The organism is Salibacter sp. (assembly GCF_031581065.1).
Classification (GTDB): domain Bacteria; phylum Bacteroidota; class Bacteroidia; order Flavobacteriales_G; family Salibacteraceae; genus Salibacter.
On the sequence record NZ_JAVLBN010000014.1, the window covers coordinates 36,689 to 50,160 of the forward strand.

Sequence of the window (13,472 nt, forward strand, 5' to 3'; positions counted from 1 at the left end):
ACTTCAGTATAAAAGTTGGCTTGATATAGCTTTTTCGCTTTTTTGATTAGAAATTCACGCTCAATCCGGCTCCAAATACTTCTTTAAACTGAACTCTTGGGCCGGTAGTTGTTTCGCCCATTTCGTTTGTGCCGGTTTCAACCATAATATCATCATCGTAGATGAGGTTGGTTGTGATATTAGCCGATAGCCATTTGTTTACTTTGAGGTTAACCATTACATCCCATGTGATATCGATGTTTTGAGGGTTTTCCTGGTAGTTAGAGAAGAAGTCGGCTTTTGTTTCCATGGTTACATTGTCCATGATTTTCTTTTTCGCCCAAATTTTAACGTAACCACCTAGCTCAACTCGTGTGTTTTCGCCTTCAGAAATAATTTCACCGTTTTCATCATAAGTTGCCGGCTCTACACCAAAAGCTCCCTGGTTGGCGAGGTTCTGAACGCGAACAAAAGTCATTTTTGATGAAAGTGGAGCAATGTTTATTCTGAACCATTTTACAGGTGAGTACTGAGCACCGAGACCGGCAAATAAATAGCCGGGAGCCATGATGTGAGAAATTCTTCTTCGGGCTGTGTCACCTAGCAGTTCGAAACCTTCGGTAAATTGGGTTCTGAATGTTGAGAAGCCGGTTGCCTGCCAATCTCTACTGAGTTGGTAACCGAATTTGGTTCCAATTTCAAAGCGGTCATCAGTTTTACGGAGGTCATCTCCACCAATTCTGGTACCACCAATAGCTCCTTCAATGTAACTTTCCCAGGTTAACTTGTCTTTGTTGTAATCGGCTGTTAAATTGAAAAAACCATTACCTGATATTGAGTTTTCACCACCGGCCTGCCAGTTAGTAAGAGAAACTTGTGATCCGGTGATTGATAGTACGCCTTCCAGGGTCCAGGCGGTGTCTTTCACGAGCGAATCTAATTGAGCGTAAGATATTTGTGTCGTTAGCGCAATAACGACTACAAGTGTGATTCTTTTCATATATGATTTAGTTTGGGCGCGAAAATAAAAACTATTTTATTGTAGCTGTTTACTGGTCAGAACCTTCTTTTTCTTCTTCTGAGATTTCTTCTTCATCCTGCGCCCTGTAGAGCATATCGAGTTTTTTCTCTTCGATTTGTAATTGTTTACGAGTTGACACGATCTTCGCTTTCACATCTTTGAGGAGTGATTCTCCACCTTTTGAACTCTCTACAAAGGAGATGTTAGTCTCGTACCTGTTGAGAGTAGATTTCAGTCTCCCGATGTTTTCGCGAATTTTTTGCTCTTCTCTTTCTAAAACCTGGTCGCTATTGCTGGAATGACTTAAGTCTTTGATCTTATTTTGGTAGAGTCGTTCTTTGGTTTCTTCCTCATCGAGCCCGAGTTTAGCGTATTGATTTTTCAAGGCTTTTTTGTAGGCATTAGCTATGTGAGATTTTTGACTCATAGGTATGAACCCTATTTCATTGAATTCATGAGTCAGGGTTTCCAAAGATTGTAGATCTTGATTGTTATCACCTGATGGTTCAAACTTTTCAATCTTCTCAATAACCGCTTTTTTCTTTTCTAAATTCTCTGCTTCTCGTTGGTCTTTATTGGCGAAGTAGTCTTTTTTACGGTCGAAAAACTTGTTGCACGATGCTCTAAATGTTTTCCAAAGTCGTTGTTCATCGCGCTGGTGTGCATTGCCAACCTTTTGCCATCTCTTTTGCAGTTTGATGAGTTTGTCTTTTGTCTCTTTCCAGTCTTCACTGTCTTCAAGAGCCTGAGCTTCTTTGATCATCTCCTCTTTGAGCTCTTTATTTTTGTCCTGCTCAACTTTCAGGTTTGCGAAATATTCTCTTTTAGCTTCAAAGAAATCGTCACCCGCTTTTTGGAATCTTTCCCAAACCTCCTGATTCTCTTCTTTAGGTGCAAAGCCAATTGTCTTCCATTCTTTTTGAATGTTTTTAACTTTATCAGTGAGCTTACGCCAGCGTTTTTGTGTTTCAATTTCTTCTTCGTTGATTTTTTCGAGTTGATCAGCAAGTTTCTTTTTACGTTCCAGATTTTCGAGGTGCTGATCTTTGAGTTGTTGGTAGTGCTGCTTGATTTTATCAAAAAGTTCGTGCTGTGCTGATCGAAACCGATCGCGAACTTTTTCCCATTCTTCACGAAATGTTGGCCCAATCTCATCCCATTCTTTAAGGTAAGTCTTGAGCAGTGTATCCACTTCTTTAATATTCTTTTTCTCTTTGAGCGACTCCATTTTTTCGGCAAGTTCTTCCTTTTTTTGGAGGTTGCGCTTGAGATCGTGTTCCAGGAGCTCCTTGTAAATGCGCATGTTGTAGAAAAACTCATCGCGCATTCTGCTGTATTTATTCTGTAACTCTCTGAATTTTTGTGAGGGTACAGAGCCAATTTCTTTCCATTTTTCTTCGAGCTCACGCATGCGCTCAAAAGCACGCTTTACGTTTTCTTCATTTTCGGTCAGATCCCTGATCTCGTCAATGATACTGAGTTTGTTTTTGTAATTATCCTGTTGGACATTTTCTAATTCCTTTTCCCAGGTTTTTTTCTTTTGAGAAAACTTCGCCCACAATTCATCAAAGCGTTCATCATCAGTATCGCGCTTTGGGGAGAACTCTTCTTTTTTACCGCCTTCTTCGAGATGCTTTTCAAGTTGGGCTTTGTGATCGGCTGCGGCCAGGGTTTGATAATTGGCCAGTATATCTTTTGCAGATATAGCGGTTTCATTGTTCATCTCCTTCTCGAGGAGCTCTTCCAACTGTTTGTTGAGATCGGCTTTTGTCATAGCGTCAAATTGTGTTCACCAAATAAGGTTGCAAAATAGCTGATTTAAAAGTAAGTAACTTTTATCTGAAAATTAAATTCTAAATTACTTTACTGGTATCAATTGGTAAATTTCGTAAAAATATTGGGACTAAAACAAAAATCCCGATTGATAGATGAAACCAATCGGGATTGAATATTGAATCGAATTCAGTTTATTTCTTCGATTTGTTTTTGAAGTTGTTGATGAAGTTTTTGGTGAATTCTCCCAAAACGAGTTCACCGCTGAGCTCAGCACGTTTTTCTAAAAGTACGTCCCAGTCTTCACAACCTTCCCAAAATACATTTTTCAGGTGACGCATAGCTTCGGGATTGTAAGCTGCTAATTTACCTGATAACTCATTTACTGCTTCATCGAGTTCTTCAGTGGTTTCGTAAATATCAGCATAAAGACCTTTTTCCTGAGCCCATTGAGCATCTCGCCATTCGGTAGCGTTGATCGCCATTTGAGACATTGCTGAACCAATTTTGCGTTCCACAGCAGGGCCTACAACGAAAGGACCAATCCCAATCGCTAACTCACTCAACTTTACTGAAGCGTATTTTGTCGCCAGGCAATAGTCTACGGCACTCGCCATTCCAACTCCACCGCCCACGGCTTTACCCTGGATCCGACCGATAATGAGTTTTGGACATTTGCGAGCAGCATTGATCACATTGGCAAATCCCATGAAGAACTTTTTGCCGGTTGGGTAGTCATCAATTGCTAGTAGCTCATCAAATGATGCCCCTGCACAAAAAGCGCGCTCACCGGCAGACTTGAGTACAATTACTTTGATGTCGTCATTCTTACCGGCATCGGTAATGTTTTGAGCTAATTCAGCGAGTAGCTTCCCCGGCAATGAGTTACTGGCCGGATGCATGAATTCAATAGTTCCAATTCCGTCTTTTACAGTTGTTTCAACATATCCCTGTTGTGTGATATCACTCATAATTTGTTGCTTTTGTTGTCAAAATTAAGATAAACCTGAGATGTTGCCCTCACCATCGATTTCCATTTTCTCAGCAGCCGGAGTAGAGGGCAGTCCCGGCATTCTAAGCATATTCCCGGCAATTGGGATAACAAATCCTGCACCTGCTGCAATTTCAAATTCTCTCACGTTAAAAGTGAAATTTGAGGGTCGACCGATTAATGAAGCGTCATCAGAAAGAGATTTTTGTGTTTTTGCAATACAAACAGGCAATTTGTCAAAGCCGAGTTTTTCAAATCGGTTCATTTGTTTTTGAGCTTTAGCGCTCAGCTTCACATCACCAGCTCCATAAACCACTTTTGCAATCTTGTTGATCTTGCTTTCTATATCATCATCTAAATTGTAAAGTGGGTTGAAAGTTGATGGATTTTCATCGCAAAGTGTTACTACTTCGTTAGCCAATTCACGGTTTCCTTCTCCGCCTTTTCCCCAGCTATCGGCTAATACAGCTTTAACCTCTTCATTCTCGCAAAATTCACAGACCTTATTGATTTCGCTGTCCTGATCTGCAACGAATTTGTTGATTGCCACAATCGGCTTAATGCCAAAACTCTGTATCGTTTGAATATGCTTTTGAAGGTTTTTTAATCCTTCGGTCAGAGCCTCAAAATCCGGCTCAGTGAGGTTGTCGAGCTTTGCGCCTCCGTGGTATTTCAGGGCTCTGATCGTAGCTACAATCACAACGGCTGATGGTGAAACACCGGCATGACGAGACTTGATGTTGAAGAATTTCTCTGCTCCTAAATCAGCTCCAAATCCTGCTTCCGTGATGACGTAATCGCTGAGTGACAATCCTGTTTTGGTTGCAATAATACTGTTGGTTCCCTGTGCGATATTCGCAAACGGACCTCCGTGAATAATGGCCGGATTTCCTTCGAGCGTTTGAACGAGGTTTGGCTTGATAGCATCCTTGAGCAAAATGGCCATCGCGTTTTCTGCTTTAAGATCTTTCGCGAAAACGGGTTCGCCTTTTCGGGTGTCGCCAATGTAGATGTTTCCAAGTTTTTCTTTGAGATCAGCAAATGTGTTGCTCATGCATAAAATAGCCATGATCTCAGAAGCGGCAGTAATGTTAAAGCCTGTTTCAGTTGGGAAACCACCTGCTTTTCCGCCAAGTCCTGAAACGATATTGCGCAGAGCGCGATCGTTCATGTCCATGCAGCGTTTCCAGGTAACTGTTCGCGGATCAATCCCGAGTCCGCCATCTTTCTTTTGCACATCGTTATCAATGATAGCAGCGAGGAGGTTGTTCGCTTTTTCAATAGCTGCAAAGTCACCGGTAAAATGGAGGTTGATATCTTCCATTGGGATTACCTGTGACATTCCGCCTCCTGCAGCTCCACCTTTTATTCCGAAAACCGGGCCAAGTGAAGGTTCTCTCAACACGACAGTTGATTTTTTACCGATGAGGTTTAAACCGTCATTCAGTCCGATCGCGCTGGTTGTTTTTCCCTCGCCTGATGGAGTTGGATTGATAGAGGTTACGAGCACCAGTTTTGACTGCTTCGCTTTTTCGTCATCAATCAAAGAGAGCGGGAGCTTGGCTTTGTGGTGACCGTACGGCTCAATTTGGCTCTGACCGATACCGAGCTTTTCAGCTATCTCAGAAATGTTTTTTGCCTCAACGCTGTTGGCAATTTCTATATCAGATTTCATGTGTGTGAATATAAAAGGGGGTGTATCAAAAGGCGTTTACGAGATCATAAGTTTATGATTGAAGGAGCTTTAGCCAACATTTATAGTTGTTTAAACTTTTTAAGGCTAGCCTTTTAAAACCGAAAAATCTCACTTTTCGGTTTTGATACACGCCCCTCTAATTAACTAATAAAATTATCTTACTCTTCGTTTTCAGCTTCTTTGGCAGCTTCCTCAGCAGCTGATTGATCGAGTTTTTTCACCATTGTAAGGATTGTTGCCAGTCCAACTGTTTCGTCCTCGTCATCGTAAATATCGACCATGAATTTTACGATTCCTTTGGCTACATTTTCATCGCCCAGTTTATCGTTTTCGATTTTTTCCTGAACCGTAAAACGAACTCCGATCGTCATTCCCGGATAAACGGGCTTTGTGAAGCGACAATTATCGATTCCGTAATTCAAAAGAACCGGACCTTTTTTAGGATCAACGAACAATCCGGCAGCTTTTGAAAGAATGAAGTAGCCGTGTGCCACGCGATCTTCAAAGATTGTTCCGTCAAGTGAAGTTTTGTCCATGTGAGCGTAGAAGTTATCTCCACTTACATTGGCAAAATTGGTAATGTCAGTTTCTGTAACGGTGTGTTTGTGCGTGAAAACTGTTTCACCTACTTCGAGTTCTTCAAAATGTTTTTGGAACACGTGCTTACCGGGATCTTTGTGTTTTGCTCCGTACTGATACTGATTTGTTACTTCAGTCAGCGTTGTTGGCGATCCCTGAATTGCTGTACGTTGCATGTAGTGGAAAACACCGCGTTTACCACCCATTTCTTCACCGCCTCCGGCTCTTCCCGGTCCACCGTGAACGAGAAGTGGAAGTGGAGCACCGTGACCTGTACTTTCTTTTGCACAATCGCGGTTGAGAATCATGATGCGGCCGTTGTAAGCTGCGGTTCCGAGTGTGAAATCTCTCGCAGTTTTGTCATCAGCCGTAGCAATAGAAGTTACAAGCGAACCTTTTCCCATTCTCGTCAACTCGATTGCCTCATCGTTGTTTTTGTAAGGTAAAATCGTAGCAACCGGACCAAACGCTTCTACATCGTGGCAGGCTTTTTTATTGAACGGATCGCTGTTTACCATGAGAATAGGAGAGAGGAAAGCACCTTTTTCGTAATCGGCTCCGTTGAGTTCAGCTGTTTCGAGACTTCCGTAAGCGAGTTCCTGCTCAGCGAGTAACTGATTTACTTTTTCGCGAACCTCAGTGCGTTGTTCCTGTCCGGCAAGGGCACCCATTCTTGTTCCGTCAATATTCGGGTCTCCAACAGTTGTTTTTTGAAGTTGCTCGGTCAGAGCCTTGCGAACGTCATCGACATATTTCTCCGGTACGATCGCTCTACGAATAGCCGTACATTTTTGACCGGCTTTTACCGTCATTTCTTTCCGAACCTCTTTCACAAAGATGTCGAACTCGGGAGTTCCCGGAGCAGCATCTTCACCAAGTACTGATGCGTTTAGTGAATCGGCTTCCATGTTAAACGGAACAGCTTCTTCGACCAATCTAGGATTTGACTTGAGCATTTTGCCCGTACTGGCAGATCCGGTAAATGTCACGATATCCTGCGATTCAACGTGATCGATAATTCCGCGAGCGCTACCTGCAATAAGTTGAAGCGCACCTTCAGGTAGTATTTTTGAGTCGATAATTTCTCTAACAACAGCTTCAGTTAAGTAAGAAGTGAGCGTTGCCGGTTTAACGATTGCAGGAACTCCGGCAAACCAGTTGACAGCACATTTTTCGAGCATTCCCCAAACCGGGAAGTTAAAGGCATTAATGTGAATTGCAACCCCTTCTTTTGGAACCATGATGTGGTGACCTACAAATTGACCACTTTGTGAAAAGTTGTGCATTTCGCCATCCACGTAGTACGATTCGTTAGGGAATTGCCTGCGCAAACTCGCATTGGCAAAAAGGTTCCCGAATCCTCCGTCAATATCAAACCAGGAGTCTGGTTTTGTAGCCCCGGTAGCCCAACTGAGCTTGTAGAAGTCTTTCTTCTTTTTCATGAGGTGCATGGCCAGCGCTTTCAACATGAGTCCGCGTTCGTGGAAAGTCATTTTGCGTAAAGCCGGACCACCAACCCTGCGGCCGTAGTCCATCATCTCGCCAAAATCGAGTCCTTCACTCGTAGCTGCTGCTATTGGTTCACCTGTTATTGAATTATATAGTGTTTTTCCGTCACCTGTACCTTCAACCCATTGACCATGGGCGTAGTTTTGTAATTTCTTCATCTCCTCGCAATTTTTCTATTGGAGGCACTAAATTATAGTAAAGTGACGGAGTGGTGAAATTATTAGTGCGTGATTGCTGATTCGTAATTCGCGATTCGCGAATTGCAAATTATTACATACTTTTGTGTTAAATTAATTTGACATGAAGAAACACAATGGGATGAGACCCCATGACATAGTCGTACTTCTTAAGATAGCCAGTAAAAGAGGAGGAGAGTGGTTCATGAAAGACCTGGCTTATGAATTGGGAATTAGTTCCAGTGAAATAAGCGAGAGTTTAAATAGATCAGCATTTTCAGGTTTAATAGGGAGGGATAAGAAAAAACTCAACTACCTGGCTTTAATAGATTTCCTTGAATATGGGTTGATGTACATTTACCCTCAGAGGCCCGGAGCAATCGTAAGAGGAATTGCAACAGCTCATTCTGCAGAACCTCTTAATGAGTTAATAATGAGCGAGGAGAATTATGTAATTCCGTATGCAAAAGGTGATATTAGAGGGCAAATGATAGAACCACTCCATCCTAGTGTTCCAGAAGCATGTATGAAGGATGAATTATTTTATAAATTTATTGCATTGACCGATTCAATTAGAGTGGGTAGGGCAAGAGAAAAGAAAATGGCGGTTGATAAACTCAAAAAAATGCTGCGGAATGCTCAAGAATCAAACGATTAACCTAAAAGTTATAGAAAAAGTTGCAAGTGTTTTAGGAGAGTTAAACGAAGAGATTATTTATGTTGGAGGAGCTGTTGTTAGCTTGTATGCAACAGATGAAGGTGCTGAACACCCAAGGCCAACTAAGGATATTGATATTTCGGTTCAGATTGGTTCATATCTTGAAATGAATAAGTTTCAGGAAAAACTCAGAAAAAGAAAAATATACCCAAGTTCACAAGGAGGTGTCTTATATCGCTATTCATATGATGGGATACAAATTGACTTTATTCCCTGGGAATCGACCTCTTTAGGTCCTACAAATTCATGGTTGAAACCGGGCTTTGAATATGCTAGAAATATTGAAGTTGGAGCTGAATCAATAAAAATATTGCCTTTACCATTTTATATAGCTACAAAGTGGGAGGCATACAAAAGCAGAGGTAAAGATCCCAGAATGAGTCACGATTTGGAAGATATTATTTATGTGATCGACAATAATAAAAATGTAATCGAGCATTTTGATGAGTCAGATCATGAGGGAGTTAGGATGTTTTTGAGTAAAATGAGCAATGAAATACTTTCAGATTCATCTAGAGATGAAATTATTGAATGCCACATAAACCCATACACAGCCAATGAAAGGAAAAGACTTGTTTTAGACAGACTTAAATATATGAGTGAATCCAATAAAAAGCCCTGACATGAAATTCACATCTGGGCTTTAGAATTTAAACTATTGAAAAGGACTATTCTGCTCCCGGAAGATCAGCGTATTCCATATTCCAGAACATAAACGACCACTTGTCGGCTTGTTCTTCGATTATTTTGCTGATCGGTTTTCCGGCACCGTGTCCGGCTCTGACCGCGATACGAATTAATACTGGGTCGGTACCAGCGTGTTTTTCCTGTAATGTTGCGGCAAACTTGAACGAGTGAGCAGGCACTACGCGATCATCATGATCGGCAGTTGTAACCATCGTAGCGGGATAATCAGTTCCTTTTTTCAGGTTGTGAAGTGGTGAATATCCTTTGAGGTACTCAAACATTTCTTTCGATTGCTCGCTTGATCCGTATTCCGGTACCCATCCCCAGCCGACAGTAAATTTGTGGTAGCGCAACATGTCCATCACGCCAACAGCAGGGAAAGCTACTTTGAAGAGATCGGGACGTTGTGTCATGCTTGCGCCAACTAACAATCCGCCATTTGAACCACCGGCAATCGCCAATTTGTCTTTCGTTGTGTAGCCTTCTTTGATGAGGTATTCACCGGCAGCGATGAAATCGTCAAATACGTTTTGCTTTTTCATCAGCATACCTTCCTTGTGCCATTTTTCTCCGTACTCGCCACCTCCGCGGAGGTTTGCCATAGCGTAAACACCGCCATTCTCGAGCAGAATGATATTTGAAGTGCTGAACGAAGGCGTAAGGCTGATGTTGAATCCGCCATATCCGTATAACATCGTTGGATGCGTTCCATCTAGCTCAATTCCTTTTTTGTGAACGATGAACATTGAAACATCAGTGCCGTCTTTCGACTTGTACCAGATTTGTTTTTCAACGTAATCTTCAGGGTTGAATTTCAATTCTGGACGGTAGTATTCTTTGCTCTCGTTCTTTTCGATATTGTACTCGAAAATCGTGTTAGGATAAGTGAATGAGGTAAACGTGTAATAGAGTTTGTCTTCTTCTTTTTTAGCGTAGAATCCGCCAGCGCTACCAGTTCCGGGAAGCTTTACTTCAACACGGTCAGATCCGTCATAATTCATGCGGTAAACTTTATCGGTAGCGTTTTCCATGTATTGAGCGAATAAGTATCCGCCACCTTTGGAAACACCATTCAGTTTACTCTCCGATTCATCCAGAATGTTTTCCCAGCCAGCTTCATCAACATTGTTGACGTCAATGGCTACGAAACGATTGTTTGGCGCGTTGAGATCAGTAACAACATAGAACTTTCCGTCCTTGTGATCAGTGACAGAACTCTTTGCTTTAAATCCATCGATTAGTGGTTTGAATTCGCCACCTTCATTAGCTGTTTTGCGGAAATAAATATCGTTGTTTTCTGTTCCTTCAGAAACATTGAGGATGAGGTATTCGTCATCTTCCGTTACGCTTATGTTGTGATACAGTTTCGGATTCTCTTTGTTGGCATAAATCAATTTATCCTTATCCTGTGAAGTTCCCAGTTTGTGGTAGTAAACCTGGTGGAATGTGTTTTTAGCAGATAATTCCAGTCCGTCCTTTGGTGCAGGGTAGCGACTGTAGTAAAAGCCATCTTTGTACCAGGCAGCACCGGAGAATTTCACCCACTTGAGGATATCGCCAGTATCTTCATTCTTTTCGATATCGCGAACGCGAATTTCGCCCCAGTCAGATCCGGCTTCAGAGTATCGATACGCCATGTACCTGTCATCGTCACTGGCTCCCATGAGAGAAACTGTAACAGTTCCGTCTTCGCTCATTTTGTTGGGATCCATGAACACTTTCTCCTCGCCATCTTTACCCTTTTTGTAGTAAATGACACTTTGATCCTGTAGTCCATCATTTTTATAGATAAAGAAGTAATCGCCAACTTTTCTGGGAGCCGATACTTTTGGGTAGTTCATCAACTCAGTGTAGCGACTTTTAATAGAATCGCGGTAAGGTATTTTGTCGAGATACCCGAAAGTTACTTCATTCTGTTTTTCCACCCAGGCTTCGGTGTCTTTGGCGGTATCGTTTTCGAGCCAGCGGTAAGGGTCTTTCACTTTTACGCCAAAGTACTCATCTACCGTGTCTACCTTTTTTGTTTCGGGATATTTCACGTCAAATTGTTTCCACTCGGCTTTAGCCTTTTTTTCCTGTTTTTGTGATTGATTGCAGGCTACGAGACTTGCAGCAGCTGCAAAGAGTAATAATGCTTTCTTCATTTCTATATCAGTTGATAGGGTTGCAAGTTATTGAAATCAATTTATTAATTATGGTTGAAACGCTACGTTTGGTTTCAAAAATAGTGAAATCGATAGAAACACTTTGTTATTAGTTGGATTAGGTGATGTGGGGTCTATCACTAAATTTTAGTGAGATTAAATCTATATTTTTATAATTTTGAAGATATGCTATCCAAAAAAGAGATATTGTCAAAACTCAACGAGCTCAAGCCAACTTTGAGTAGTGAATACGCAGTGAAAAAAATTGGTTTGTTCGGTTCTTTCAACGATGAAACCAATACAGCGGATAGCGATATTGACTTGATAATTGATCTCGAAAAACCAATAGGTTGGAAATTCTTTTCTCTTGAGCTTTATCTCGAAAAGGTATTTGGTCGGGATATTGATCTTGTAACCAAAAAAGCTCTTAGGAAAGAGATGAAAAAGCAGATTCTAGAGAAAGCCAAATACGCCTGGTGAAAAAAGAAAGACGGTCATATAAAATGTATCTCGAGGATATGCTAATATCTATGTCCAGAATTCAGGAGTACATTTTTGAAATGTCTTTCAATGAATTTCAAAATGATCACAAAACCGTTGATGCTGTGATCAGGAATTTTGAGATTATCGGAGAAGCTTCAAAAAACCTATCTACTGAAATAAAACAATCAAACCCTGATGTTCCATGGGCAGAAATGTATCTCATGAGAAACAAAATTTCACATGAATATTTTGGAATAGACTACGAAGTGATCTGGGATGTTGCTACAAATTACCTCCCTGATAATCAAATCCAAATTGAAGAGATATTTGAGAATTATTCTGATTAAATCTCAGGCTCTTCCTCCAAATACAAACCTGCATAAGGCCTAAATATTTCTTTTTCAGCTTTCATGTACACGTAAACAACTTCTTCGTTGTTGATTCGCCTGCGGTCTATTTCTTCTATGATAGAGGAAGAGACAGCTAAATCGGTCGAGTTGCCATCTGCATAGTTGTAACGGAAAATTGTTGTTTCCGGAACTTTGATCTCGATTGGGGAGCCGTCTTTTTCGGCTCTGACCGTGAAGGTTTCCTCTTCAAGAATTTCAAAGCTCATGGGCTCGCCATCTAAGTCGATTTCGTCTTCCCAAAGTATGTGGAGGTTGTGTTCACTCTCTTCGCCTTTGTATCTGCGATCGGCCAGTTCCTGATTCCATTCAGGGTTTTTGTTGATGAAAAATATTGTGTGCTTCATTTTTTGTCAGTTGATTTTGTGTCCATCCAGGTTTGGTAAATGTCGTCCTGTTTGGGTCTGAATTTTGGTTTTTCTCTCAATGGCTCGCAGGGTTTTAGTGAATCGCGGCAATCCTGAGGAAGTTTTTGGTACAATTCGGTTCCGCGCGTTTTCCAGGCGGCCATTTCATCCGTAACTTTTTTGATGACTTTAGCCGGATTTCCAACAGCCAAACTCCTGTCTTCGAGCTTTGTCTTTGCCGGAACAAAAGCCAGAGCACCAATGATGCATTCCTTCCCTATTTCTGCATCATCCATTACGACAGCATTCATGCCCACGAGTGTGTTTTCGCCAATTGTACCGCCATGAATAATAGCTCCATGGCCAATGTGGGCCGATTTTTTAAGCGTAACCGTTGTACCCGGAAACATGTGAATAGTACAATTTTCCTGCACATTGCATCCGTCTTCGATCACAATTTCGCCCCAGTCGCCACGAATAGCTGCTCCGGGACCCACATAAACATCCTTCCCGATGATGACATTTCCTGTCACCGTAGCGTTGGGATGAATAAATGCCGATTTGTGAATGACCGGTTTGTATCCGTTAAACTCGTATATATTCGCCATGTTATTTGCTATGAGTTAATTACGCATTTACATTTTCAATAATGGTAGCGTATCCTTGTCCAACACCCACACACATCGTACAAAGAGCATATTTTTTACCCGTTTTGTTGAGTTCGATTGCAGCGGTTTGCAACAAGCGCTGACCAGACATTCCCAGTGGGTGACCAATTGCAATTGCTCCGCCATTTGGGTTGAGGCGCTCATCGTCATCAGCAATTCCCCATTTGCGGGTACAGGCCAGTGATTGAGCAGCAAATGCTTCGTTGAGTTCAATGATATCCATGTCGTCCATGGTCAAGCCGGCTTTTTTCAACGCTTTTTCCGTTGCGTAAACCGGACCGATTCCCATAATAC

At 41.7% G+C, this 13,472-nt stretch carries 12 protein-coding genes and 1 pseudogene; 4 read left to right on the forward strand and 9 right to left on the reverse strand.

Translation table 11 applies throughout. The features are described from left to right. Positions 1 to 46: 46 nt before the first annotated feature. From RI557_RS05385 to paaZ, 5 genes are all read right to left on the reverse strand, one after another. Entirely contained in the window at positions 47 to 979 is a 933-nt protein-coding gene (locus RI557_RS05385; protein ID WP_310667612.1) for a DUF3078 domain-containing protein, read from the reverse strand. Positions 980 to 1,028: 49 nt separating this feature from the next. Next, the gene (locus tag RI557_RS05390; protein WP_310682615.1) at positions 1,029 to 2,774 is read right to left on the reverse strand and encodes a DUF349 domain-containing protein; all 1,746 of its coding nucleotides are present in this window, start codon (positions 2,772 to 2,774) and stop codon (positions 1,029 to 1,031) included. A gap of 193 nt (positions 2,775 to 2,967) precedes the next feature. Continuing rightward, positions 2,968 to 3,744 (reverse strand): enoyl-CoA hydratase/isomerase family protein, encoded by a 777-nt coding sequence (locus RI557_RS05395; RefSeq protein ID WP_310667610.1) that lies wholly within the window; start codon positions 3,742 to 3,744, stop codon positions 2,968 to 2,970. A gap of 24 nt (positions 3,745 to 3,768) precedes the next feature. Next, positions 3,769 to 5,439, reverse strand: a complete 1,671-nt coding sequence (locus RI557_RS05400) for a formate--tetrahydrofolate ligase (RefSeq protein WP_310667609.1) — start codon at positions 5,437 to 5,439, stop codon at positions 3,769 to 3,771. Between the two features lie 179 nt (positions 5,440 to 5,618). Then, the gene (paaZ, locus tag RI557_RS05405) at positions 5,619 to 7,706 is read right to left on the reverse strand and encodes a phenylacetic acid degradation bifunctional protein PaaZ (RefSeq protein WP_310667608.1); all 2,088 of its coding nucleotides are present in this window, start codon (positions 7,704 to 7,706) and stop codon (positions 5,619 to 5,621) included. Positions 7,707 to 7,848: 142 nt separating this feature from the next. Between paaZ and RI557_RS05410 the strand changes: the two genes are divergently transcribed. Then, a complete protein-coding gene (locus tag RI557_RS05410; RefSeq protein ID WP_310667607.1) occupies positions 7,849 to 8,382 on the forward strand; it encodes a hypothetical protein in 534 nt (177 codons plus the stop codon). Continuing rightward, a complete protein-coding gene (locus tag RI557_RS05415) occupies positions 8,360 to 9,064 on the forward strand; it encodes a hypothetical protein (RefSeq protein ID WP_310682617.1) in 705 nt (234 codons plus the stop codon). Before RI557_RS05410 ends, RI557_RS05415 begins: the two co-directional genes overlap by 23 nt. Before the next feature lie 46 nt (positions 9,065 to 9,110). Here RI557_RS05415 and RI557_RS05420 read toward each other — a convergent pair whose 3' ends face one another. Then, positions 9,111 to 11,273 carry a prolyl oligopeptidase family serine peptidase gene (locus RI557_RS05420; protein WP_310667605.1) on the reverse strand — a complete coding sequence of 721 codons (2,163 nt, stop codon included), beginning with the start codon at positions 11,271 to 11,273 and terminating at the stop codon, positions 9,111 to 9,113. A gap of 186 nt (positions 11,274 to 11,459) precedes the next feature. Between RI557_RS05420 and RI557_RS05425 the strand changes: the two genes are divergently transcribed. Beyond that, the gene (locus tag RI557_RS05425) at positions 11,460 to 11,753 is read left to right on the forward strand and encodes a nucleotidyltransferase domain-containing protein (RefSeq protein ID WP_310667604.1); all 294 of its coding nucleotides are present in this window, start codon (positions 11,460 to 11,462) and stop codon (positions 11,751 to 11,753) included. Beyond that, positions 11,750 to 12,103 carry a DUF86 domain-containing protein gene (locus tag RI557_RS05430; protein ID WP_310667603.1) on the forward strand — a complete coding sequence of 118 codons (354 nt, stop codon included), beginning with the start codon at positions 11,750 to 11,752 and terminating at the stop codon, positions 12,101 to 12,103. The genes RI557_RS05425 and RI557_RS05430 overlap by 4 nt, the downstream gene beginning before the upstream one ends. Here RI557_RS05430 and RI557_RS05435 read toward each other — a convergent pair. The 3 genes and pseudogenes from RI557_RS05435 to RI557_RS05445 form a co-directional block, all read right to left on the reverse strand. After that, complete coding sequence (locus RI557_RS05435) at positions 12,100 to 12,510, reverse strand: hypothetical protein (RefSeq protein ID WP_310667602.1); 411 nt, start codon at positions 12,508 to 12,510, stop codon at positions 12,100 to 12,102. The genes RI557_RS05430 and RI557_RS05435 overlap by 4 nt on opposite strands. Beyond that, positions 12,507 to 13,118 carry a transferase hexapeptide repeat family protein gene (locus RI557_RS05440; protein ID WP_310667601.1) on the reverse strand — a complete coding sequence of 204 codons (612 nt, stop codon included), beginning with the start codon at positions 13,116 to 13,118 and terminating at the stop codon, positions 12,507 to 12,509. The genes RI557_RS05435 and RI557_RS05440 overlap by 4 nt, the downstream gene beginning before the upstream one ends. Positions 13,119 to 13,137: 19 nt before the next feature. Beyond that, positions 13,138 to 13,472: pseudogene (locus RI557_RS05445) on the reverse strand (3-oxoadipyl-CoA thiolase); the annotation flags it as partial.